General features: G+C 66.2%; 17 protein-coding genes and 1 pseudogene. 4 read left to right on the top strand and 14 right to left on the bottom strand.

The genetic code is table 11. The features are described from left to right. Positions 1-246 precede the first annotated feature (246 nt). Positions 247-2,465, top strand: a pseudogene (locus tag NIBR502771_RS19970) (NADP-dependent isocitrate dehydrogenase). Positions 2,466-2,553: 88 nt separating this feature from the next. Here the strand turns inward: NIBR502771_RS19970 and NIBR502771_RS19965 are convergent. The 11 genes from NIBR502771_RS19965 to NIBR502771_RS19915 all read right to left on the bottom strand — a co-directional run bounded on the left by NIBR502771_RS19965 (position 2,554) and on the right by NIBR502771_RS19915 (position 15,762). Beyond that, entirely contained in the window at positions 2,554-3,063 is a 510-nt protein-coding gene (locus tag NIBR502771_RS19965; protein WP_141161240.1) for a hypothetical protein, read from the bottom strand. Further along, the gene (locus tag NIBR502771_RS19960) at positions 3,060-4,268 is read right to left on the bottom strand and encodes a serine/threonine-protein kinase (RefSeq protein WP_141161239.1); all 1,209 of its coding nucleotides are present in this window, start codon (positions 4,266-4,268) and stop codon (positions 3,060-3,062) included. The genes NIBR502771_RS19965 and NIBR502771_RS19960 overlap by 4 nt, the downstream gene beginning before the upstream one ends. A gap of 285 nt (positions 4,269-4,553) precedes the next feature. Then, the gene (locus NIBR502771_RS19955) at positions 4,554-5,648 is read right to left on the bottom strand and encodes a hypothetical protein (protein WP_141161238.1); all 1,095 of its coding nucleotides are present in this window, start codon (positions 5,646-5,648) and stop codon (positions 4,554-4,556) included. A gap of 90 nt (positions 5,649-5,738) precedes the next feature. Next, a complete protein-coding gene (locus NIBR502771_RS19950; RefSeq protein ID WP_246839745.1) occupies positions 5,739-6,509 on the bottom strand; it encodes a hypothetical protein in 771 nt (256 codons plus the stop codon). A 359-nt stretch (positions 6,510-6,868) separates the two neighbouring features. Next, entirely contained in the window at positions 6,869-7,939 is a 1,071-nt protein-coding gene (locus NIBR502771_RS19945) for a Gfo/Idh/MocA family protein (RefSeq protein ID WP_141161236.1), read from the bottom strand. A gap of 119 nt (positions 7,940-8,058) precedes the next feature. After that, entirely contained in the window at positions 8,059-8,766 is a 708-nt protein-coding gene (locus NIBR502771_RS19940; protein WP_141161235.1) for an ABC transporter ATP-binding protein, read from the bottom strand. 2 nt (positions 8,767-8,768) lie between these two features. Then, positions 8,769-10,208, bottom strand: a complete 1,440-nt coding sequence (locus NIBR502771_RS19935; protein ID WP_141161234.1) for an ABC transporter permease — start codon at positions 10,206-10,208, stop codon at positions 8,769-8,771. Positions 10,209-10,407: 199 nt separating this feature from the next. After that, a complete protein-coding gene (locus NIBR502771_RS19930) occupies positions 10,408-11,502 on the bottom strand; it encodes a sugar-binding protein (protein ID WP_141161233.1) in 1,095 nt (364 codons plus the stop codon). Positions 11,503-11,551: 49 nt separating this feature from the next. Beyond that, a complete protein-coding gene (gene mmsB / locus NIBR502771_RS19925) occupies positions 11,552-12,835 on the bottom strand; it encodes a multiple monosaccharide ABC transporter permease (RefSeq protein ID WP_018761952.1) in 1,284 nt (427 codons plus the stop codon). A gap of 45 nt (positions 12,836-12,880) precedes the next feature. Further along, a complete protein-coding gene (gene mmsA, locus NIBR502771_RS19920; RefSeq protein ID WP_141161232.1) occupies positions 12,881-14,440 on the bottom strand; it encodes a multiple monosaccharide ABC transporter ATP-binding protein in 1,560 nt (519 codons plus the stop codon). A 131-nt stretch (positions 14,441-14,571) separates the two neighbouring features. After that, complete coding sequence (locus NIBR502771_RS19915) at positions 14,572-15,762, bottom strand: ROK family transcriptional regulator (protein WP_141161231.1); 1,191 nt, start codon at positions 15,760-15,762, stop codon at positions 14,572-14,574. A gap of 228 nt (positions 15,763-15,990) precedes the next feature. Between NIBR502771_RS19915 and NIBR502771_RS19910 the strand changes: the two genes are divergently transcribed. Beyond that, entirely contained in the window at positions 15,991-16,848 is an 858-nt protein-coding gene (locus tag NIBR502771_RS19910) for a nitrilase-related carbon-nitrogen hydrolase (RefSeq protein ID WP_141161230.1), read from the top strand. A gap of 7 nt (positions 16,849-16,855) precedes the next feature. Here the strand turns inward: NIBR502771_RS19910 and NIBR502771_RS19905 are convergent, their stop codons facing one another. Next, a complete protein-coding gene (locus tag NIBR502771_RS19905; RefSeq protein WP_141161229.1) occupies positions 16,856-18,460 on the bottom strand; it encodes a PucR family transcriptional regulator in 1,605 nt (534 codons plus the stop codon). A gap of 293 nt (positions 18,461-18,753) precedes the next feature. On the opposite strand from NIBR502771_RS19905, the gene NIBR502771_RS19900 reads away from it, so the two are divergent. Together NIBR502771_RS19900 and NIBR502771_RS19895 are read left to right on the top strand one after the other, a co-directional pair. Next, a complete protein-coding gene (locus NIBR502771_RS19900; protein WP_371416511.1) occupies positions 18,754-20,184 on the top strand; it encodes an amino acid permease in 1,431 nt (476 codons plus the stop codon). Next, positions 20,181-21,917 (top strand): NAD(P)/FAD-dependent oxidoreductase, encoded by a 1,737-nt coding sequence (locus NIBR502771_RS19895; RefSeq protein ID WP_210411272.1) that lies wholly within the window; start codon positions 20,181-20,183, stop codon positions 21,915-21,917. Before NIBR502771_RS19900 ends, NIBR502771_RS19895 begins: the two co-directional genes overlap by 4 nt. Before the next feature lie 16 nt (positions 21,918-21,933). On the opposite strand, the gene NIBR502771_RS19890 is transcribed toward NIBR502771_RS19895, so the two are convergent. Together NIBR502771_RS19890 and purU are read right to left on the bottom strand one after the other, a co-directional pair. Continuing rightward, positions 21,934-22,452 (bottom strand): gamma carbonic anhydrase family protein, encoded by a 519-nt coding sequence (locus tag NIBR502771_RS19890; protein WP_141161227.1) that lies wholly within the window; start codon positions 22,450-22,452, stop codon positions 21,934-21,936. Positions 22,453-22,533: 81 nt separating this feature from the next. Continuing rightward, the gene (purU, locus tag NIBR502771_RS19885; RefSeq protein ID WP_141161226.1) at positions 22,534-23,394 is read right to left on the bottom strand and encodes a formyltetrahydrofolate deformylase; all 861 of its coding nucleotides are present in this window, start codon (positions 23,392-23,394) and stop codon (positions 22,534-22,536) included. Positions 23,395-23,438: the final 44 nt, after the last annotated feature.

Raw genomic sequence — 23,438 nt, 5'->3', positions numbered from 1 at the left:
GTATCAATAGCTGCCAGTCACCCTTTTCCCCGCCCCACCCGCACCGTATGCAGAACGTTGGCCGCGGCACCCGGCACCCGGGCCCAGCGCCGTCGTCGGCCGTTCTCCATCGCTGTAATCCTGCTCACCGCCGGGGTAACGCTGGGACCCGGGTACGGTTCAAAGCCGGGTCCTCAGGTAAGTTGTACATGGTGAAATAGACCGAATTTTTCACAACCAAGCCGACCCACAGGGAGACGCCCGCGCATGTCCAAGATTATCTACACCCACACCGACGAAGCGCCGATGCTGGCTACCTATTCGTTCCTGCCCATCATCGAGGCGTTCGCTTCGACAGCAGGTGTGGAGGTGGAGACCCGCGACATTTCGCTCGCCGGCCGCATCATCGCCGTCTTCGGCGACTACCTGACCCCGAGCAGCAGATCGGTGACGCCCTTGCTGAACTCGGTGAGCTGGCGAAGACGCCGGAAGCCAACATCATCAAACTGCCCAACATCAGCGCGTCCATCCCGCAGCTGAAGGCCGCCATTGCAGAGCTGCAGGGCCAGGGCTACGCGCTGCCGGATTACCCGGACAATCCCTCCTCGGACGAGGAAACCGCCATCCGCTCGCGCTACGACAAGATCAAGGGCTCCGCCGTGAATCCGGTCCTGCGCGAAGGCAACTCGGACCGCCGCGCTCCGCTGTCCGTCAAGAACTACGCCCGCCAGAACCCGCACTCCATGGGCGCCTGGAGCGCGGACTCCAAGACCAACGTGGCCACCATGGGCCAGGACGACTTCCGCTCCAACGAGAAGTCCGTGGTCATCGAGGCCGACGGCAACATCGCCATCCAGCTGGTCCGCGAGGACGGCTCGGTCAAGGTCCTGAAGAAGGCGTTCCCCGTCCTGGCCGGTGAAGTAATCGACGGAACCGTGATGCGCGCCGCCGCACTGGACGAGTTCCTCAAGGCCCAGGTTGCCCGCGCCAAGGAAGAGGGCGTGCTGTTCTCCGCCCACCTGAAGGCCACCATGATGAAGGTCTCGGACCCCATCATCTTCGGCCACGTGGTGAAGGCATACTTCTCCGAGCTGTTTGAGACCTACGGCAAGCAGCTTTCCGCCGCCGGCATCAGCCCCAACAACGGTCTCGCAGCCATCCTGAGCAGCCTCGAGGACCTGCCGGCGGATGTCCGCGAGGGCGTGCAGAGCCTGATCAAGAAGGGCCTGGAAGACGGACCCGCGCTGGCCATGGTGGACTCCGACAAGGGCATCACCAGCCTGAACGTGCCCTCCGACATCATTGTGGACGCCTCCATGCCGGCCATGATCCGCACCTCCGGCCACATGTGGGGCCCGGACGGCAAGGAAGCCGACACCCTCGCCGTCCTGCCGGACAGCTCCTACGCCGGCATCTACCAGGTGGTCATCGACGACTGCCGCGCCAACGGCGCCTACGACCCCACCACCATGGGCACCGTCCCGAACGTGGGCCTCATGGCGCAGGCCGCTGAGGAATACGGCAGCCACGACAAGACGTTCGAAATCCAGGAAGCCGGCAAGGTGCAGATCGTTGACGGCAACGGCAACGTCCTGCTGGAACACGAAGTTTCCGTCAATGACATCTGGCGTGCCTGCCAGACCAAGGACGCACCCATCCGCGACTGGGTCAAGCTGGCCGTCACCCGCGCCCGCGCCTCGCAGACCCCCGCCGTGTTCTGGCTGGACGAGGAGCGTGCACACGACGCCAACCTCATCGCCAAGGTCAACGAGTACCTGAAGGACCACGACACCGAGGGCCTGGACCTGCAGATCATGTCGCCGGTCAAGGCCACCGCCTTCACCCTCGAGCGCATCCGCAAGGGCGAGGACACCATCTCCGTCACGGGCAACGTGCTCCGCGACTACCTCACGGACCTGTTCCCCATCCTGGAACTGGGCACCAGCGCCAAGATGCTCTCGGTTGTTCCGCTGATGAACGGAGGCGGACTGTTCGAGACCGGCGCCGGCGGATCCGCCCCCAAGCACGTCCAGCAGCTGCTGAAGGAAAATCACCTGCGCTGGGACAGCCTGGGTGAGTTCCTGGCCCTGGCCGTGAGCTTCGAGCACCTGGCCACCACCACCGGCAACGCACGCGCCCAGGTCCTGGCCGACACCCTGGACCGCGCCACCGGCACGTTCCTGCTGGAGAACAAGTCCCCGAGCCGCCGCGCCGGCGAACTGGACAACCGTGGCAGCCACTACTTCCTGGCCCGCTACTGGGCAGAGGAACTGGCCAAGCAGACGGACGACGCCGACCTGGCCGCCGCGTTCAGCACGGTCGCCAACGAGCTTTCCTCCAAGGAGGAAACCATCGTCGGTGAGCTGGCCGAGGTCCAGGGCTCACCCGTGGACATCGGAGGCTACTACCGCCCGGATGATGCCAAGGCTTCGTCCGTGATGCGTCCTTCCGCCACGCTGAACAAGGTCATCGCCAGCCTGGCCTAGCACCTGCCGTTCCGGCACAAAGAAGCGGTGCTCCGGTTTTTCACCGGAGCACCGCTTCTTTTTGCTTTGCTGCCTGCTGGAGGCGGACCTAGTTCTTGCCCTTGCCCTTGTCGCTGTTGTTCTGCCCTGCATCCTTGCCGTTGCCCGACGAGTTTCCTTGCGCCGGTGCCGGCGCGGGGGCTGGCTGCGAGGCGGGGCCAGGCGCGGGTGAAGAAGCCTGTGCTGCCTGGCTGGCGGCGATCCGGGCGTCTTCGGCAGCCTTTGCGGCCGCTGCCTGCGCGCTGATGGCTTCGTTGAGGTCTGCCCGGACAGCCGTCGCCACGGTGGTGATGCTGCGGCGCCTCTCCTCGGAAACCTGGCCCTTGGCCTGGGCCGCGGAAAGGTCCGCCTCCAGGCCCTCGAGTGCCTTCAGCGCGGCTGCGGGATCGTTTTGGGACGACGCCTGGGTTACTTCAAGTACCCGTGCCTGGAGCTGGGTTGCGGCCTCGCGCTGCAGCCCGGCCCCGGGCGCGGCGCAGGCACTGAGCAGGGCCGCCGCCAGCGCAGCCGCGGCGCAGGCCAGCAGCAGCCGGCCCGCCGGGGCCTGCCTCAGGATCACGGCGCCACGCTCTTCTGGAGTTCCTGCAGATGGTCACCCAGGACGCCGGTCACGGTGGGATAAGGGACGACGTCGGCCGGGCGGGCGGAGATGCTCATCAGCACCGCAGCGGCGGCTGCGGCAACCACCAGGACACCCACCACCACGGCCAGCCAGATACGCCGGCTCCGGGTGAGGCGCGGCTTTGCAGCGGACGTGCCAGCCTCTGTTCCGGGGGCAGGGTCTGTAGTCCTGGGTGCCGCCGCGGCCTCCCGCACGTCTTCCACCGATTCTTCTGCGGTAATGGAGGGAGGGTGGAAGGGCATGGCCGGCAGTACACGGGTCGTTTCCGGCGCCAGCTCTCCCGGCGTCGACGCGGGGGAGACCAGCGCCTGGCGCAGCACCGTTTCAATGTCAGCGGCGGCTGGCCGTTCCAGCGGCTCGATAGCCGTCATGGAACGGATCAGGCCGGCCCATTCGGAGGGGACGTCGTCGGGAATTTCCGGGGCCCGGTGGAGCCGGGCAACCGCCGACTCCACGGCACTGCCGGGGTATTCCACGGTGCCTTTGATGCATTCGAGCAGCACCAGTCCCAAAGAGTAAATGTCCGTGGCCGACGACAAGGGTTTGCCCAGGGCCTGCTCCGGGCTGAGGTAGGCGGCGGTGCCCACCATGGTTCCCGTAGCCGTAAGCCGGGTGGAATCCACAATCCTCGCGATGCCGAAATCCGTGAGCTTGGGCCGAATCGGCTCACCGGGCCGGATCTGGACCAGGAGGATGTTGCCCGGTTTGATGTCGCGGTGGATGATGCCCAGCCCGTGCACGTAGGCCAGGGCATCGGCGATGCCGGCGCCGATGACGGCCAGTTCCTCCAACGGAACCGTGCTGTGGCGGATGCGGCTGCGAAGGTCCTGGCCCTCCACCAGTTCCATGGTCAGGAACGGCCGGGGCTCATCCGGAATACGGTCATCGATGCCCGCATCGAAAAGTGTCACCAAGCCCGGGTGGTTGAGCGTTGCCAGGAGCTGGATTTCGGCTTCCTGCCGCTTGAGCTCGTCCGCGTCCGGGGCCTGCGGGGCGAAGAGCTTCAAAGCCACATCGCGGCCCAGGTTTTCGTCCCGCGCACAGTACACCGACGACATTCCGCCACGGCCTACGACCTCACCCAAACGGTAGCGACCGCCGACCACTTCATTCTTGATGGAGCTAGGCGATTCCGCCACCATGACCGTTCCTCCCGGTGCGCTGCGGCACTGTCGTACCTCAAATTATACGGGCGGTGGGGCGGAACCGGCGATTGACCTAGGCTTTCGCCGTCGGGCACGCCGACGGCCCGGCGGCGATTCTCGAACACATTCGCCGCCGGACCATCGGCTACAAGGACATGTGTGCTGATGACATGTTTTATGCAGGTAATGCGTTTCGGGCTTGCTGACCTCCTTCCGCCAGCCCGCTGCGTGCCGCCGCTTCAGGCGCACAGGTGCGGGCACGTATCTTTCTGTGGTTAACCGCTACGAAACCTTGCGCCTGCGGAGCACCAGGATCCCGGCGGCCAGGAGCAGCAGGGCCAGGGGAACCAGCGATCCGTCCCAGCCCGTGTTGGCGAGGGCCGCGTGGGCCCCTGTAGCGGTACCGGCCGCCGGGTTGCCATTGGTGGTGGCAGCCCGTGGCGCCGTCACAGGGGCGATTGCCCCGCTGACTGCGCTGGAACCGGCCGGTGCTGCCGTGAAGCCGTCGACGCCTGTGGTCCCGGATCCGTCGGTGGGGTCATCGCTCGGGGTGCCGTTGCCGGTGCTGTTGTCCGCGCCGGGGTCAGGGGTGCCAGTGTCACCGGTGGTGCCGTCACCCGGGGCGGTGGTACCCGGATCCGAGGTCCCCGGAGTGCCCGTGGTGTTGTCACCGCTGAGCCCGATCCCCAGGTCAATGCTGAGATCGGCGACAGCATCGGGGCCGCCGTTGCCTGCGGTTCCGGCGCCTACACCTGCACCAAGGTCCACGTTGGCGTCGGCGGCGAGGTCCGCCGTGGTTCCGGTGCCGGTGGCGGGGTTGTTGGTGCCGCCAAGCCCGAGACTGAGGTCCGCTGCGGCGGTCAGGTCGGTGGTGCCGTTGGTTGCGGGGTCGGTGGTTGTGACGTTGCCGAGTCCGAGATTGACGTCGGCTGCGGCGGTCAGGTCGGTGGTGCCGTTGGTTGCGGGGTCGGTGGTTGCGACGTTGCCGAGTCCGAGATTGACGTCGGCTGCGGCGGTTAGGTCGGTGGTGCCGTTGGTTGCGGGATCTGTGGCAGCCACAGCCCCCAGCCCCAGGTTGACGTCCGCTGCGGCTGCCAGGTCGGTGGCGCCGGTGGTAGCGGGATCAGTGGCGGCCACAGTCCCCAGCCCCAGGTTGACATCCACTGCGGCGGCGACACCTGTTGATCCGGCCGGCGTTGGGTCACCCAGCAGGCCCAACGACGTCGAGTCAGCGGGTGCCGCCGCCGAGATGAGGGCGGAGGCAGAGAGGTCCGTCCCGCTGGTGGCGTCCGCCGCATTGGCCGTGGCGCAGCCGAAGGCCAGGAGGCCGCCGGCAAAGAGGGTGCTCAGCAGCCCCCTGCGAAGTCTGCAGTTCATGGTGTTTACTCCTGGAATAGTTGAGTGTCCGGGGGCTGGACAGCCGCCCGTAGAGCCGCGTGCTGCCCGTGGGAGGGCAGGGGGCATCAACTAGTCAGGAGAAGAGCCGGGGTCGAATGACACCGGCGAGGGGACGTGCCCAGGGGACCGGTCGGCGCGGACAGCGCCAGCCCCTTCAAAGTCGAAGTAGATGGGGTTGAGCCATGCGGCGGCTGCTGACGTGCCGCCTGATGAACCGCTGCTGCCTGTGCCGGGCGCCGGGGCTGCGGGAGCCTGGGCAGGAACGGGCAACGGGTCGACGGCCAGCGGCTGCTCCGCTATGGAGCCGAGGGTCTCGAACACCCCAGCCTGCGGGAATGCCATGTTGGCCGGGATGCCTGCGTCCGAGGCCGTGGACGGCGCCTCAACCGCCTGGCCGGATTCTGTGGCCGTATCCGTGGCATCCGGAGCTTCTTCCACGGCTGAGGGCAGGTCCCCCGCGGGAGCAGGGGCCAGTACGCCAGGAACGTCCACCTTAACGTCATCCAAGGGCGGGGCGGGCAACGAAACAGCGCCGTTCAGAAGATCTGAAACCGGTTGGAGCACCGGCTCAAGGACCGGAAGAGCCTCGGCTGCAGGGGCTGTAAGTTCCCGGGCCACACCCGCTGCCAAGGTGTCGGCCACCTCAACAAGGGGAGCGGAAACCCCGGAAACAGTTCCGGCCGGAACCACCTGGTCTACCACGGGAACGGCGGCAATCAGGTTGTCCGTCAGGCCGGAAACAGGCGTTATGACAGGCTGCAGCAGCCCAGGGGACGCGGCCGGGCCGTCCGCTGAGCCGGCAGGAATCGGTGAAACCCTGGCCGCAAGATCTTGGCCCACGGAGGACACCGAACTGGTGGGTGCGCCGAGCGGGGAGGAGGAATCAGGACCTGTGTCGGCGGTTGCAGGTGTTGAGGAAAGGGTCAACCATGTGGCGGCTGCCGCACCGGAAAGAAGTACCGGTCGCAGGGCACGCCATGGCGAACTGCTACGAGCCATGCGTACCACCCCCCAGTGACCGGCGCAATCGATGCTGCCTAAATGCTAAGACTGCTTATCTCCCGAAGTCCAGCATTCATTCAGGGGAATTTACAAATGCCCGCAGCGGACGCAGGAACTGTCACTGGAAGAAGCGGGCAGTCACGGGACCTGATCATCGCGCAAAAGCTGCCCGCCGCCGTCGTATGAAGCTGATCCTGCTAACGGCTGTCGTTGGGATAGGTCACTCCGAGTTGCGCGCGAACACCGTCGAAGAGGCGCATGGTGTTCAAGGTGTCTTCGAGGGGCATGACCGGGCTTTCGCTCAGCCCCTGCTGGACGCACCTCATCACCTCGCGGAGCTCGTAGGCGTAGCCCTTTCCCACGACGTCGAAGCTTTCCGTGCGGCGGTCCTCCCACCCCTTGGCGATGACCAGTTCGCGGGGATTGTTGATGGAACCCACGCTCTGCAGGAAGCCGAGGCTGCCGGCCACCGTGGCAGTGCGGGGTCCGTGGGCCAGCAGGGAGGAGGTGAGCTGGACCTGGGCGGCGTGGCCGTAGCCAAGGCTCAGGGCGTTCTGTGCATCGACGCCGTCGTCGTTGACGAAGCCCGTGGCGCTGACGGTCTGCGGGAAGCCAAGCGTGCCCAGCGCCCAGAGCAGCGGGTAGACGGACAGATCCAGCAGTGCACCCCCGCCGTCCTTCCGCGCCCACAACCTGGCCGTGGGGGAGTAGGGTGCCGGGAATCCCAGATCTGCGGTGACCCAGTGGATATCGCCCAGCTCGCCGGACGCCGCAATCTCGAAAGCGCGCTGCATCGACGGCAGGAACCGGCTCCAGACCGCCTCCATCAGGAAAAGCTTCCGGCTGCGCGCAACCTCGATGAGCTCGGCCGCTTCCCGGGCGTTGATCGTGAAGGTCTTCTCGCACAGGACGTGCTTGCCCGCGTTCAGTGCGGCCAGGACCATCCCGTGGTGCTGCGCATGCGGCGTGGCGACGTAGACAACGTCCACCGCGTCATCGGCGAGCAGCCGCTGGTAGCCGGGCACCCCGCCGTCGTCCCCGTAGGCCTTTGCGAAGTCGTACGCCACAGCAAAAGCATCCGCGGTGTCCTGCGCCCTTGAACTGACCGCATAGAGCTCGGCATCTTCAAGCAGTGCCAGATCCTGGGAGACGGCGCGGGCGATGCTGCCCGTTGCGATGATTCCCCAGCGCAGGGGAGTCCCGGTGGCGGTCCGGGGATCCCGGTCAGGCTGCGTGGAAAGCCATGGTGTGGCGATGGGAGCGCTCATAGCAGCCATCCTGTCACAGCGGCACCGCAGGAGTGGAGAACCTGCGGCGGGTGGTAGTTCAAAGAAAAGGGGGCCAAGGGCTGGAGCGCAAGCCCCTGCCCTTGGCCCTCTTCCGTGGGTCAGGCGCTGGCGGCGACGGCGGTCCGTCCCCGGACCGGCTCTTCCGTCAGCTTGCCCTGCTGCAGCCGGAACCGGCGGTCGGTCTTGTTTGCCAGGACCCTGTCGTGGGTGACCACCAGGATGGTGGTGTTGTGATCGCGGCTCAGCGAGCTGAGGAGTTCGATGATGTGGTCACCCGTCTGCTCATCCAGGTTGCCGGTGGGCTCGTCCGCCAGGATCAGCTTCGGCTCGTTGGCCAAGGCGCGGGCAATGGCCACGCGCTGCTGCTCGCCGCCGGAGAGCCTGTTGATCCGCCGGTCGTGCTTGGACGGATCAAGCTGCACCTGTTCCAGCAGTCCTTTGGCCCGCTCCAGCCTGTCGGACTTCCGTTTTCCGGCGAATTCCATGGGCAGCATGACATTGTCTACGGCGGACAGGTTGGGGATCAGGTTGAACTGCTGGAATACGAACCCGCTGTCCCGGCGCCGGTATTCCGTCAGCTTGCTGTCCGGCAGATTGGCCAGGCTAACGCCGTTGACGACGACGTCCCCGCTGGTGGGCTTGTCCAGCGCACCAAGGAGGGACAGCAGGGTGCTTTTGCCGCTTCCGCTCTTGCCCACGATCGAGGCGAGGGTGCCCTGTTCCAGGACGAAGCTGACATCGTTGACCGGCTTGATGGTGCGGTCACCGGAGTTGAAGGTGCGGACCAGGTTCTTGACTTCAATCATGGCTATTCTCCTCGCAGGACTTCGATGGGACGGATGCGCGCGGTAAGCAGCGCGGGGATCAGGGCGCCGATGATGGCGACGCCGAATACGGCAGCGATTCCGCCGGCGATCACCTCCGGGGACGCGCTCGCGGTGACCGAGTTCAGCAGCTGGGAGGCGCCGCCGAAGGGTCCGCCCTGGGTGCCGCGGACGCTTACCCCACCCGCGGCGGCCGGGAAGTTGCGGCCGGCGGTGGCCGTGGAGTTACTGCTGATCAGGGCCGAGGCGATGCCGCCGCTGGCGAAGGATGCGATCGCTGCCCCCACTGCGCTGCCCAGGGCCGCGAGGACCAGCGCTTCGAGGACGAACTGCAGGCCGATGGTGCGGTTGGGTGCGCCAATGGCCTTCAGGACACCGATTTCGCGGCGGCGCTCGCGGACCAGCATCACCATGATGAGCAGGATGATCAGCCCGGCGGTGCCCAGCGCGGCGACAAAGGCGATGAAGGAGATGTTCTTGACGCTGTCAAGGGAGCTGACTGCGGTCTGCAGGTTCTGTCCCTGGGTAACGTCCGCCTTGCCGGTGCCGAGCGCGGCCTGCAGGGCAGCCTTGGCGGTGGCGACGTTATCCATTGAATTGACCGTGACGATCATGCTGGACAGCTCACCGGGCGTCCCCGCGAGTGTTTGGGCCGTGGGGAGTGTGACGTAAACAGCGTTGTTGCCAAAGGCCGTTCCGGCGTCGAACAGTCCGGTCACCGTGTAGGCCTGGTCATTGATGGTGAAGCTGGAGCCGACGGAGAGGCCGTTCTTCTCCGCCAGGGTGGTTCCCAGCAGAGCCCCGGTGGAGGCTGCCGAGTAGTCGCCCAGTCCGGTGCCCTGGGTAATGTTCAGGGCTTTGCCGGTGGTGTCCACCTCGGCGCCGATGCCCGTGGCGGTGATCGGCAGGGAGCGGACGGGCTGCTGGGTGGTGCCGGTGGACCCGGTGGTTCCATTGGCCTGCTGGTTGCGGTTGCCCAGGGTGCCGGCATCCACCGCAGCGGTGAGGCTGGTGGTCAGGGTGGCCGCAGCCTGGCCACCGGGGCCGCCCTGTCCGGTCTGGCCACCCGGCCCGGCCTGGCCGGTCCCGCCTGCGGCCGCCTGTGCCGCGGCTGCGTCCGCGTTCCTCAGCCTGAGGGAGGAGGTCCCGACGACGGCGCTGACGTTCGGCACGCCGGCGGCGGTGGCTGCCTGGTCGGCTGTGAGGGGTTCACCGCCGCCTTCGAAGCCTTGCCCGCCGGCGGGGTTGACGGTCAGGACGGTGCCGACGGAGGCGTTGAGCTCCTGCACCTTCGCTCCGACCGCCTGGTTCGCCACCAGCATGGCCAGGGCCAGGCCAATGGCGACGGCCAGCACCGCTACGACTGCTGCGGTGCGGACCTTGTTTCTGAAGGCATTGCCTACGCTTCGGGCAAGGACGCTCACGTTACTCCTAGGACTCAGGTGCCGGCGCGTGGGGCCGGCTTCGCATCAACCCTCGCCGGGCATCCTGTGCGGGAATCCGGCCACACCTGTGCCTGGCCTGTGAAGGGTGTTGCTGCTGGGGCAGGACGCAGGAAAGCCCGGTCCTTTTGAAGGACCGGGCTTTCCGTTCGCCGGCGGGAGCCGGCTTTGCCTGTCGGTATTACTTGGTGATCGGGCCGAGTACGGGATCGTCCGTGTAGGCGGTCTTGACGTTGGCGGAGGTCACGATGACCGGCTCCAGCAGGTAGGCGGGAACCACCTTGTTGCCGTTGTTGTAGGACTTGTCGTCGTTGACCTCGGGCTTCTTGCCGGCCTGCAGGTCCTTGACCATGGTGATGGCGTGCTCAACCAGCTTGCGGGTGTCCTTGTTGATGGTGGAGTACTGCTCGCCTGCCATGATCGACTTGACCGACTCAACCTCGGAGTCCTGGCCGGTGACAACCGGGATCGGCTTGCCGGCAGCCTTGACCGAGGTCAGGATCGCGCGGGCCAGGGTGTCGTTCGGGGAGAGGACGCCGTCCACGTTGGCGGTGGTGTAGCTGCCGCTGAGCAGCGTGTCCATGCGGCGCTGGGCGTTTTCAGCCTTCCAGCCCTGGGTCACGGCCTGCTCGAAGCTGTTCTGCCCGGAGACGACCTTCAGGGTGCCGTCGTCGATCTTGGGCTTCAGGACGCTCATGGCACCGTTGAAGAACACCTTGGCGTTGGCGTCATCGGGGGAACCGGCGAACAGTTCGATGTTGTACGGACCAGCCGGCTTCTTGGCCTTGAGTCCGTCCAGCAGGGCCTGGCCCTGGAGAACGCCGACCTTGAAGTTGTCGTAGGCCACGTAGTAGTCCACGTTGGCGGTGTTCAGCAGGAGGCGGTCGTAGGCGATGATGGTGGCGCCTGCGTCTTTGGCCTGCTTGAGCTGGGTACCCAGCTGGGAACCGTCGATGGCGCCTACGATGATGACCTTGGCGCCCTTGGTAACCATGGCGCTGATCTGGTTCTGCTGCTCCGAAACGCCGCCGTTGGCGAACTGGACGTCAGCCTTGAACCCTGCGCCGTTCAGGCCGTCGTTGAACAGCTTCTCGGCCAGGACCCAGTTCTCACTGGTCTTCTGCGGAAGCGCGACGCCGATGGAGGAGTTCTGGTCGAATCCCGCGGCACCGCTGCTGGAACCACCGGAGGGTTCCGAGCGTCCACAGCCCGTCAGCGCCAGTGCTGCGATGGCAGCAACCGCTGCGGCCTTCCCTGCTTTACCAAACATTCGCATTGTTGGTTCTCTTTCTTTGTGTGATGGAACAGTATTCAGGCTGCAAACTTCAGGCTTCCCTGGCGATCGCTTCCTTGGTGGAGGTGGTTTCGTCAGGCTGGATGGGGCCGCTGGGGCCGGCGGTGTTGCGGTTCATGTTCCGGGTCAACATGCCGATAATGGACCGCTTGCCCTGCGACTTGTTGTAGACGTCGAAGGCGACAGCGATCAGGAGGACCAGCCCCTTGATGATCTGGGTGAGGTCGGCGCCGACGCCCAGGAGCTGCAGGCCGTTGTTGAGCACTGCCATGACCAGGCCACCAATGATGGAGCCGACCACGGTACCCACGCCGCCGGTCACTGCCGCGCCGCCGATGAAGACTGCAGCGATGGCGTCCAGCTCCCAACCCACGCCGTCAAAGGGGCCGGACGCGGTGGAGCGGCCCACGAAGATCATGCCGGCCAGGCCGGCCAGGATGGACATGTTCATCATGACCAGGAAGTTGACCTTCTTGGACTGGACACCGGAAAGCTCTGCTGCGTGGCGGTTGCCACCGACAGCGTAGACGTGGCGGCCAACGACCGTGCGCGAGGAGATGAAGCCGTAGATCAGGACCAGCACGGCCAGGATCAGGCCGGGGATGGGGAACGAGGTCCCGGGTCGGCCAGTTGCGAACAGGTACGTGGCGTAAAGGATGGCGGCGCAGATCAGCACCAGTTTCACCACGGTCACCCACATTTCGGGGACGCCTGCGCCGAGCGCCTTGGCGCGTGCCCTGGCGCGGAGTTCGCCCACGACGACGAAAACAGCAACGGCGATGCCCATCAGGAGTGTCAGGTTGTTGAACCCGGTGTCCGGTCCTACCTCAGGAAGGTACCCGGAGCCGAGGTACTGGAAGTCTTCCGGGACGGGAATGGTGTTGGACTTGCCCACGAACTGGTTGAAGCCGCGGAACAGGAGCATGCCGGCCAAGGTGACGATGAAGGCTGGGATGCCGACGTACGCGGTCCACAGGCCTTGCCAGGCTCCGATCAGGGCTCCGAGCAGCAGGCCCAGGAGTACGCCCGCATACCAGGGGATTCCCCAGTCGCGGATGGCCAGGGCGACGCTGACCCCGACAAACGCCGCGACCGAACCGACGGAGAGGTCGATGTGGCCGGCGATGATCACCAGGACCATGCCGATGGCCAGGATCAGGATGTAGGAGTTGCCGTTGAAGAGGTTGATGACGTTGCCCGGAGTGAGGGTGCGGCCGTCGGTGAAGATTTGGAAGAAAATGATCAGCGCAACCAAGGCGAAGATCATGCCGAATTGGCGGGTGTTGCCGCCAAACAGCTTTTTGAGGGCGTTCATGGTGTCAGTCCTTGTGTCCGGAAGGTTCTGGGGTTTGCCAGAAGGTCAGGCGGCTTTTCGGGTAGCGGAGGTCATCAGTTTCATCAGGCTTTCCTGGCTGGCCTCGTCTTTGTTCAGGACACCGGTGATGGCGCCTTCGAAGATGGTGTAGATGCGGTCGGACAGGCCCAGGAGCTCGGGTAGCTCCGAGGAGATAACGATGACGCCCTTGCCCTGGTTGGCCAGCTGCTGGATGATCCCGTAGATCTCATACTTGGCGCCGACATCGATGCCGCGGGTGGGCTCATCCAGGATCAGCAGGTCCGGGTCCGTGAACATCCACTTGGCCAGGACCACCTTCTGCTGGTTGCCGCCGGAGAGCTTGGCGACGCCTTCCTCGACGGAGGGCGTCTTGGTGCGCAGCGACTTGCGGTACTGCTCCGCAACCGTGAATTCCTGGTTGGCGTCCACCACGAAGTTGTGGCTGATCTTACGAAGGTTTGCCGCCACGGTGGTGGTCTTGATGTCGTCAAGGAGGTTCAGGCCCAGTGATTTGCGGTCCTCGGTGACGTAGCCCAGGCCGGCGTCAATGGCATGCCTGACGCTCTTGAGGACCACTTCCTTGCCGTCCTTGTAGATGTGGCCGTCGATGAAGCGGCCGTAGGACCGGCCGAAGACCGAGCGGGCCAGTTCCGTGCGTCCGGCACCCATGAGCCCGGCGAACCCGACGATTTCGCCACGGCGGACGAAGAAGTTCGAGCCCTTGCAGACCAGGCGGTCCTGGATGGCCGGGTGGCCAACGGTCCAGTCCTTGACCTCGAAGAACACCTCGCCGATCTTGGGGGTGTGGTCCGGGAACCGGGATTCCAGCGTCCGGCCCACCATGCCCTTGATGATGCGGTCCTCGTCCACGCCGTCCTTCTTGACGTCCAGCGTCTCGATTGACTTGCCGTCGCGGATGATGGTGATCGAATCGGCCACCTGCTCAATCTCGTTGAGCTTGTGCGAAATGATGATCGAGGTGATGCCCTTGGCCTTCAGGCCCAGCATCAGGTCCAGCAGGTGCTGTGAGTCCGATTCGTTCAGCGCCGCGGTGGGCTCGTCCAGGATGAGGATCTTCACGGACTTGTTCAGTGCCTTGGCGATTTCCACCAGCTGCTGCTTGCCGACGCCGATTTCCTTGATGGGGGTGTCGGGATCGTCGCGCAGGCCGACGCGGGCCAGGAGGTCCAGGGACCGGAGGCGGGCCTCGGCCCAGTCGATGATGCCGCGCTTGGTGGGCTCGTTGCCCAGGAAGATGTTCTCCATGATGGACAGTTCGGGGATCAGCGCCAGTTCCTGGTGGATGATCACGATGCCGGCGTGCTCGCTGGCCCGGATGTCCCGGAACTGCTGGACCTGCCCCTGGTAGACGATATCGCCGTCGTAGCTGCCATACGGGTACACGCCGGACAGGACCTTCATGAGCGTGGACTTGCCGGCCCCGTTTTCGCCGCAGATGGCGTGGATCTCGCCTGCCTTCACCCGGAGGCTAACATTCGACAAGGCTTTAACGCCGGGGAATTCCTTGGTGATGGACCGCATCTCAAGGATGACCGGGTCCGCGTGCGTGGTCTGGGACGTCATGAGCCCTAACCCTCCAATGCAATGACTTCTTTGTCCGGCCGGCAAAGCGCAGGGCCGTCTGAACCAAAAGTAAACTGGATCACAGCTGTTGTCGTCAAGTCTTTAACGCAATTGCTGGATAACGAAATGGTCTAGGGCTTGCGGATACCGGCATGCTGGAACACCAGGGCGGCGGCGCCAAGGGCCTCCGCACGGTCGCCGAGCGAGGACATGGCGAGGGTGGTGGTCTCACCGATGACCGGTACCGCATGACGGACCAGGCCCCGCCGGATGGGGTCCAGCAGGATGTCTCCCAGGCCTGCCAGCGGGCCTCCCACCACGATGACCTCAGGGTTGATCAGGTTGGCCACATTGCCCAGGGCGCGCCCCACTGCGAGCCCCGCATCATCCACGACGCGCAGCGTTGCCGAGTCCCTGTTCAGTGCCTTGCGGACAATGTCCGCCGGTGTCATGGGCCGGTCCTCACCGCGGCTGAGGAGCTCGATCATGGTGGTGGTGGAGGCGATGGTTTCCAGGCAGCCGCGGTTGCCGCAGCGGCATACCAGCCCCTGTTCGTGGATGGTGGCGTGGCCTATCTCGCCGGTGATTCCCACGTTGCCGTAGTAGGGGGCGCCATTGAGGATCAGGCCGGCGCCGATGCCCGATCCGATCTTCAGGAACATAAGGTTGCTGACCCCCGAGTGCTGCCCCCAGGTCACTTCGGACCACGCGCCCAGATTGGCGTCATTGTCAACAAAGACGGGGATTCTCAAGGTTTCCTCAAGATGCTGCAGGATGTTGATGCCCACCCACTCGGGGAGGATTGCGCCCTGCGCCACCGTTCCCGTCCGGCGGTCTATGGGGCCCGGAATGCCGACGCCGGCCCCCACCACGGACGTGCGCTCCACGCCGCTTTCGCGCAGCAGTTTCTCCAGCAGGGACACCGCTGCCTGGATGCCGTCGTCCGCCTGGTGGCCCAGCGGGAGCATGACCGATTCTTCGGCTATCACGTGGTAGCTAAGGGAGGCCAGGACCACGCGCAGGTGCCGTCGGCCGAAATCGATCCCCACAGCCACGGCGCCGTTGCTGTTCAGCCGCACGTTCAACGCCCGCCGCCCGGAACTGGTAATCGGTTCGGTGGATGCCAGCCCCGAATCCAGCATGATCCTGACGATATTGGAAACAGTTGCCGTGGACAGCCCGGTCTGCCGGGCCAGCTCCGCCTGGGTGGACGGGCCGCCCATCAGGGTCTCAATGATCCGCTGCTGGTTCTGCTGCCGCAGGGCGGACTGCGATCCGGGGTTCTTAGGTTTGCTCCTCGTTGAGCGCGTAGTTGCGGACATGCTAAGAAGATTGCCCTACCGCTCCGCTTGTAGTCAAGAAGTTAACGCAAGGGTGGGTCGGGGAGCGGTGGAAGAAGTGGGGAGCGCCGCCGTGCATTCCGTCCCGGCGTCCAGCGCGGCGGGTCCAAACGACCCGCCAGCCACTGCTTGCGGCTGGCTAGGCTGGAAGACGGAAACAACCCCTGCCCCTCCACCTCCGCGTGGACAGGCACAACGAAGGTGGTAACGATGCTGCTGTCCGTCCTGCAGGCCAACGCCGTGGTCCTGGACATCGAGGCCAATCTCCGGACCGTGGACCAGGCTGCCCGCCAGGCCGCGCAGGCCGGCGCCCACCTGCTGCTCACGCCGGAGCTCTTTCCCGTGGGCTACGCTCCGCTGCGGCTGCGCCGCGACCTTGATCCGGCGGCGATCCCCGCGGTCCGCGAACGGCTGGCCGGGATCGCCCGCAGTACCGGGGTCGCGCTCGTGTACAGCCTGCCGGCACCGGCAGGTGGTGAAACGGAGTCCGCCGGTGGCACTGGATGGCACATTTCAGCCACCCTGGTGGATGCCGGAGGCAGGGAAATCCTCACCTACGCCAAGGTGCACCTCTTCGGCGATGAGGAACGCAGGGCATTCGTCCCGGCCTCGCAACCTCCGGCCGTGGTGGATTTCCACGGCATCCGCACCTCTCTGCTGATTTGCTATGACATCGAGTTCCCCGAGGCCGCGCTGGAGGCTGCTGCCCGGGGCGCCGAACTGGTCCTGGTGCCCACCGCGTTGTCTGCGGGCTTCGAGGCGGTACCGCAGGTGCTCATCCGCGCCCGGGCGCTGGAAAGCCAGCTCCACGTGGCCTATGCAAACCACTGCGGAAGCGAGGACGCCTACATCTTCGGCGGTGGAAGCGTGGTGGCGGGACCTGACGGTGCGCTTCTTGCCGAGGCGGCGGACGGCCAGGCGCTGTTGTTTGCCGAGGTGGGGGCGGAGGCGGTCCGCGCCGCGCGGGAGGTGGTGCCGTACCTGCGGGAACGCCGGCCCGGGGTATACCGGGAGTGGGAGGCGGACCGGCCGCAGGAACGGGGCCTGCCCGGGAATGGCCGGCCCTAGGCTGCGGTCAGTCCGCCCCGGCCACGCCGTCTGCGTATTGCAGCGCGATCCACAGTTCTGCGCGCACCTGTGCCTGGTTAAGGTCCATCTGCAGCAGTTCGCCCAGGACGCCGATCTGCCGGCGCACACTGTTCCGGTGCAGTCCCAGCAGTTTGGCGGAGGCATCCCAGCTGCCGTTCTCGCTGAGCCAGCCCCGGAGGACGGCCAGCAGTGGGTGGCGCCGGTCAGGTTCCAGTGCCAGGACCGGCTGGAGGAGGCGTTCGGCCAGCAACGTGCCGGCCTCACGGCCCAGCAGCCCGGTCACGGACCAGGACACCTCATCGGCCCGGACGCTCCGGCCGCTGCGCTGGACCTGGCTGCGCAGGGAGGTGGCGCGCTGGTACGCGGCAGACAATCCGGTGAGCTCGGTCGGTTCGCCGATCACCAGGCGCCACCCCAGCCTCTCCACATCTGCGAGCAGGGCATCGTCCACCCTGAGCCGGGTCACGGCGGCGAACCCGTAGTCGGTGACCTCCACGAGCTTTGTGTCAAGCATCCGGCGCCACTGCAGCAGCTCCCGGACCGGGCCGTCACCCGCAGGCCACTGGGGCGCCTCGACATTGATGCCCTGCACGACGCGCATGGGCGCGGACCGGGTGGAGGAAAGGCTCTGTGCCAGCAGGTCCTTGAGGCCGTTGAGGTGCCGGGTGCTGCCCGCAGCGAGGCTTTCGGGGTGCAGGAGGACGGCGGTGGCCAGCTGGCTCGGCGCCAGCGACCCGCTGGTGCGCTGCCGCACCAGCAGCTCGAGCAGTCCGACGGCGGACTGGACCACATTGTTCTGCGCAGGCGTCAACGGAGCGTCGGAGCCGAGAATCAGGGCGCCGAGGTTGGCGTCCTTGGTACTGCGCAGGGGATGGCCCACCACCAATGCAGATCCCGGCTGGTCAAAGCCGTCCATCTCCACCCTCGGCCCCCGGCCGGACAGCAACCGATCGAGCATGGGTTCCAGGAGGGAGAGGTCGACGGCGGTGCTGCCGCCGTCACTGGTGCCCCGGGCCCGGACCCGGCCGTCCGCGCCTACCAGGACCGCCCACACGGGGACGCGCTGGACCAGCGCGGCCAGGAGTTCATGCTCAGGCCGGGGGGAGAGGACGGCACGCATGAGTTGCCGGTTGGTCTCCGCGAGTTGCCGGAAAACCCGGGCATTGTCGGTTTCCAGGAGTTGTGAGAACTGGAGGCCGATCGCGGCAAAAGGAAGGGATTCCGGCACCTCGAACAACGTGAGGTTGTGCCGGCGGCAGGCCTCCACCACCACGTCGGGAACGGCATCGAAATAGGGCCGGATCCCGAATCCCAGCGCCGCCACCTTGGCCTGGACCAGCCGCCGGACATACGCATCCACCCGTGCCGGCGTGCCGCCCCCGCCAAGGAAGGGAAGTCCGGCGGTGAGCAGGAACTCACCCTCCGGAAGGTAGGGAGTGGGGTCCTCCAGCTCGCTGGGCTCCACCCAGCGCAGGAGACGGCCGCCACTGCCGCCGTCGTGAAGGAGTTTCAATAACGGCGGCAGCTGGTCAAGGAACTGCTGCAGCGTGACAAAACTCAGCGGTCCGGACTCCCCTGGCTCAACCGTCATGGGTGCCTCCGGCGCGGGCCGGATCCCGGCAGCCGCGGCCTCCGGCGGCCGCAGGTGCCGGATTGCGGGATCCGCCGCGCTTGTGCATAAAGTCTCACGGTGGATCACTATAAGTCATTTTGCACCAGGTTGAGAGTTGGCTCACATGCGAGTGTTGGTGAGGGGAAACCGACAACTACTCTGAAGGGACGTCAACGGTGACTGTGCCTGTGACTACCGAAAAGCCCACTGCGCCAAGCCCGGTACGGCCCGGCCTCCAGGCCCAGCTGCTGCGGCGTAAACCGATAGGACAAATGGTCAGCGAAGCCGAAGGCGGCGAAGGCGCCCCAAGGCTGCTCCGCAGCTTTGGCGTCCTGCACCTGACCATGATCAGCGTGGGGGCCACCCTGGGGACCGGCATCCTGGTGATCCTCGGCGAATCGGTGCCCCTTGCCGGACCCGCCATCTGGATCTCCTTTGTCATTGCCGGCCTTGCCGCCCTGCTCTCCGCCGTCTCCTATGCCGAGATGGCGGGCCTGGTCCCGGTGGCGGGCTCCAGCTATTCCTACTCGTACGCCACCCTGGGCGAAGGCATGGCGTGGATCTGCGGTTGGTGCCTCGTCCTGGAATACGCGGTGTCTGTGGCCGCGGTGGCGGTGGGCGCCGGCCAGTATGTCAACGAGACGCTGGCGGCGTTCGGGCAGGTGCTGCCCGACGCAGTAGCCCAGCCGCCCGGCGATGGGGGACTGGTCAACGTTCCGGCGGTGGCCATCGTGGTGCTGGCCATGGTCCTGCTGGTCCGCGGAGCCCGTGAGAGCGCCCGGATCAACACGGCCATTGTCATCGTCAAAGTGGGCATCCTGCTGTTCTTCTGCGCCGTTGCCTTCACCGCCTTCAATGCCGGCAACTTCCAGCCGCTCCTGCCCATGGGCGCGGCCGGTGTCTCCGCCGCGGCCTCCAGGGTGTTCTTCTCCTACATCGGCTTCGATGCCGCCTCCACTGCCGGCGAGGAAGCCCGGGACCCCAAGCGCGACCTTCCCCGCGCCATCCTGCTGTCCATGGTGATCGTCACCGGCATCTACGTCCTGGTGGCGGTTGCTGCCATCGGTGCCCGCCCCTGGGGCTGGTTCGACGGCACCGAGGCCGCCCTGGTCCAGATCCTGGAGGAGACCACCCACCAGCCGTGGATCGCCCTGGTCTTCTCCGTCGGCGCTGTCCTCGCGATCGCCAGCATCGTGCTCACGGTCCTTTACGGGCAAACCCGGATCCTGCTGTCCATGTCGCGGGACGGGCTGGTCCCCAAGGTCTTCGGCCGCGTCTCCTCCCGGACCGGCACCCCGGCCGCCGGAACGCTCATTGTGGGTACCGCCGTCGCGCTCACCGCAGGCCTGGTGCCGCTTGGAGCCCTGGCCGACGCCACCAGCATCGGAACCTTGTTCGCGTTCGCACTGGTGAACATCGCCGTCATCCACCTGCGCCGCAACCGCCCGGACCTGAAGCGGAGCTTCCGGGTGCCGCTGTACCCCATCACTCCCGTGCTGGGCACGCTCATGTGTGCCTACCTGATGGCGAACCTGGGAGCCGATACCTGGGTCGTCTTCGGGGCCTGGATGCTGGTGGGCATCGCCATCTACTTCGGCTATGGACGCCGGAACTCCAAGGTAGCGGCGCTGAGTGAGCTCGACTACCGTGAACTGACCGCCAAGGCCCCGAGCCAGGAACCTGTGAAAGCAGAACAACCATGACCATCGCCACCGAACTGCCTGCCTTCGACCCCTCCAGCACCTCCACGCCGCCGGCGGACGCGGCCGGACGCGGCGCAGGCGGGCAGGCAGCGCCCATCACCATGCTGAACCCCGATTTCCCGTTCAGCTACGACCACTACCTGGCCCACCCGGACGGCCTGGGCACCGTCCCGCCGGAGCTGTACGGCGCGGAGGTGGCCGTCATCGGCGCCGGTCTCTCCGGCCTGGTGACCGCCTATGAACTCATGAAACTCGGGCTCCGGCCGGTGGTCTACGAGGCGGACCAGATCGGCGGGCGGCTCCGAACAGCTGCCTTCCCCGCAGCGCCGGGCGTGGTGGCGGACCTGGGCGGAATGCGGTTCCCGGTCTCTGGGAAGGCGTTCTACCACTACGTGGACCTGCTCGGGCTGGAAACGCAGGACTTCCCCAACCCCCTCGCCGAGGCAACGTCCAGCACCGTAATCGAGCTGGCCGGCAAGAAACACTATGCCGAAAAGCCGAGCGACCTGCCGCCGTTCTTCCGCGAAGTGGCCGAAGCCTGGAAGGCAGCAGTCAATGACGGCGCCAAGTTCGTGCAGATGCAGGACGCCATCAAGGCGCGGGACATGCCCAGGATCAAGGAACTCTGGAACGAACTGCTCCCGCTCATGGATGAACAGACCTTCTACGGTTTCATCGCCGCCAGCGATTCCTTCAAGAAGGCAGGGTTCGCCCACCGAGAGGCCTTCGGCCAGGTGGGGTTCGGCACCGGCGGCTGGGACACCGACTTCCCCAACTCCATCCTGGAAATCCTCCGCGTGGTCTACACCGACGCGGACGACCAGCACCGGCTGATCCGCGGCGGAGCGCAACGCCTGCCCGAGGCACTCTGGCAGCACGCGCCGTCGGACCTGGTGCACTGGCCTGCGGGCACCTCCCTGGCCTCGCTGCACTCGGGCTCGCCGCGCGGCGCCGTGGGGAAGATCAGCAGGGACCCTGACGGCAACCTGCGGGCCCGGGAGCGCTGGGGCCGCGAGGCCAGCTACCCGGCCGTGGTGACCACCTGCCAGTCGTGGCTGCTGTCCACCCGGATCCACACGGAGGAGGCCCTGTTCCCGGCCGAGCTCTGGACCGCCATGGAGAAATCGCACTACATGCAGTCCTCGAAGACGTTCGTGATGGTGGACCGGCCGTTCTGGAAGGACGTCGACCCGGAAACGGGCAACGAGGTCCTGTCCATGACCCTGACGGACAGGCTGAACCGGGCCACCTACCTGCTGGACAACGGCCCGGACCAGCCCGCCGTCATCCTGCTCTCCTACACCTGGAACGACGACGCGCTGAAGTGGCTGGCCCTGGACGCCGACGAACGCGTGGAACTGATGCTGCACTCGCTTGAACAGATCTACCCCGGCGTGGACATCGCCGGGCACATCGTGGGCCAGCCCATCACCGTGTCCTGGGAGGCGGACCCCAACTTCATGGGCGCGTTCAAGGCCAACCTCCCCGGCCACTACCGCTACCAGCAGCGGCTGTTCACCCACTTCAAGCAGGACAAGCTGCCGGAGTCCCAGCGCGGCATCTTCCTGGCCGGCGACGACGTCTCCTTCACCGCCGGCTGGGCGGAAGGCGCGGTCACCACGGGGCTGAACGCGGTGTGGGGCGTGGTGAAGCACCTGGGCGGGTCCTCGGCGCCGGGAAATCCCGGCCCGGGCGACCTGCTGGATGAGTTCGGGCCGATCAGCCTGGACTGATCCAGGCCGGACTTGGTCAGGCGTGGAGCTCGCGGTGTTTCGCCGCGAGCTCCACGTAGCGCGCCGCATTGGCGCGCACGCCGTCGAACTCTTCATCCGAGAGCCCGCGGCGCACCTTGGCGGGAACCCCGGCCACCAGCGAGCGGGGCGGAACCACCGTCCCTTCCAGGACCACAGCGCCTGCGGCCACCAGCGAGCCGGCGCCGATCACTGCCCCGTTGAGGACGGTGGCGCCCATGCCGATCAGGCAGTCGTCCTCCACGGTGCAGCCGTGCACGACGGCGGCGTGGCCCACGCTGACCCGCTGGCCCACCGTGCAGGGGAAGCCGGGGTCGGCGTGCAGCACCACATTGTCCTGCAGGTTGCTTCCGGCGCCCACGGTGATGGCCGCGGTATCAGCCCGGACCGAGACACCATAGAACGCGCTGGCGTCCGCGCCCAGGGTGGCATTGCCGATGATCGAGGCCGACGGGGCCACGAACGCTGATTCATGGACAGCCGGGGAATTGCCGGCGAAAGGGTAAAGAGGAGCCATGGCTTCACCCTAAGCCACCCCTCCACCGAACTGGGTAGCTCAGGTGTCGTTTGGCAGCCCCAAAACGGCACCTTCTGCTACCTAGTTGAAGACCACCGTGCGGTTGCCGTCCAGCAGCACCCGGTGCTCGGCATGCCACTGCACGGCCTGCACCAGGGTGCGGCCCTCCACGTCCCGGCCCATCTGGACGAACTGTTCGGGCGTTCGCGCATGGTCCACGCGGATGACTTCCTGTTCGATGATCGGCCCCTCGTCCAGGGCGGCGGTCACATAGTGCGCGGTGGCCCCGATCAGCTTCACACCGCGTGCGTGCGCTTGGTGGTACGGCTTGGCACCCTTGAAGGACGGCAGGAACGAATGGTGGATGTTGATGGCCTTGCCGGTCAGGTCGGTGCAGAGCTCATCGGAGAGGATCTGCATGTAGCGGGCCAGGACGGTGAGCTGGATGTCGTGCTCGGCGATGAGGGCGCGCAGCTTGTCCTCGGCCTGCTCCTTGGTGTCCCGGATCACAGGGATGTAGTGGAACGGGATGCCGTAGAACTCGGCGAGGCCTGCCAGGTCCTGGTGGTTGGAAACGATGGCGGGGATTTCGATGGGAAGGGTACCGGAGCGCTGCTGGAAGAGCAGGTCATTGAGGCAGTGGGCCGAGGTGCTGGCCATGACCAGCGTGCGCACCTTGTCACCGACGGTGTCGAGGTTCCACTGCATGGAAAATGCTTCCGCCACCGGTTCCAGCGCGGCGCGCAGCTCGGACTTCGGAGCCGCCGTGGTCACTTCCACGCGCATGAAGAAGTTGCCGGTGGAAGGGCTGCCGTACTGCTGCGAGTCCATGATGTTGCACCCTGCCACGAGCAGGGCTCCGGCCACGGCGTGGACGATTCCGGGGCGGTCCGGGCAGGACAGAGTGACGACGTACGCTTGGTTCAGCTGCTCATGATTCACGCGTAACAGCCTACCCGCGCCGCGGGTGCCGGTTTTGGTACGCT

Origin of the sequence: Pseudarthrobacter sp. NIBRBAC000502771, from assembly GCF_006517215.1 — a bacterium.
In the GTDB taxonomy this organism is placed as follows: domain Bacteria; phylum Actinomycetota; class Actinomycetes; order Actinomycetales; family Micrococcaceae; genus Arthrobacter; species Arthrobacter niigatensis.
The sequence above is the reverse complement of the archived record's forward strand: the minus strand, read 5'-3'. Positions and strand labels throughout refer to the sequence as shown.

Excerpts from the sequence above, each read along its gene's own strand:
- NIBR502771_RS19960 (WP_141161239.1), bottom strand. The coding sequence starts at position 4,268 with ATGGTGGCGGAATCGCCTAGCTCCATCAAGAATGAAGTGGTCGGCGGT.
- NIBR502771_RS19955 (WP_141161238.1), bottom strand. The coding sequence starts at position 5,648 with ATGAACTGCAGACTTCGCAGGGGGCTGCTGAGCACCCTCTTTGCCGGC.
- NIBR502771_RS19945 (WP_141161236.1), bottom strand. The coding sequence starts at position 7,939 with ATGAGCGCTCCCATCGCCACACCATGGCTTTCCACGCAGCCTGACCGG.
- NIBR502771_RS19940 (WP_141161235.1), bottom strand. The coding sequence starts at position 8,766 with ATGATTGAAGTCAAGAACCTGGTCCGCACCTTCAACTCCGGTGACCGC.
- NIBR502771_RS19930 (WP_141161233.1), bottom strand. The coding sequence starts at position 11,502 with ATGCGAATGTTTGGTAAAGCAGGGAAGGCCGCAGCGGTTGCTGCCATC.
- mmsB (WP_018761952.1), bottom strand. The coding sequence starts at position 12,835 with ATGAACGCCCTCAAAAAGCTGTTTGGCGGCAACACCCGCCAATTCGGC.
- mmsA (WP_141161232.1), bottom strand. The coding sequence starts at position 14,440 with ATGACGTCCCAGACCACGCACGCGGACCCGGTCATCCTTGAGATGCGG.
- NIBR502771_RS19915 (WP_141161231.1), bottom strand. The coding sequence starts at position 15,762 with ATGTCCGCAACTACGCGCTCAACGAGGAGCAAACCTAAGAACCCCGGA.
- NIBR502771_RS19910 (WP_141161230.1), top strand. The coding sequence starts at position 15,991 with ATGCTGCTGTCCGTCCTGCAGGCCAACGCCGTGGTCCTGGACATCGAG.
- NIBR502771_RS19905 (WP_141161229.1), bottom strand. The coding sequence starts at position 18,460 with ATGACGGTTGAGCCAGGGGAGTCCGGACCGCTGAGTTTTGTCACGCTG.
- NIBR502771_RS19900 (WP_371416511.1), top strand. The coding sequence starts at position 18,754 with ATGGTCAGCGAAGCCGAAGGCGGCGAAGGCGCCCCAAGGCTGCTCCGC.
- NIBR502771_RS19895 (WP_210411272.1), top strand. The coding sequence starts at position 20,181 with ATGACCATCGCCACCGAACTGCCTGCCTTCGACCCCTCCAGCACCTCC.
- NIBR502771_RS19890 (WP_141161227.1), bottom strand. The coding sequence starts at position 22,452 with ATGGCTCCTCTTTACCCTTTCGCCGGCAATTCCCCGGCTGTCCATGAA.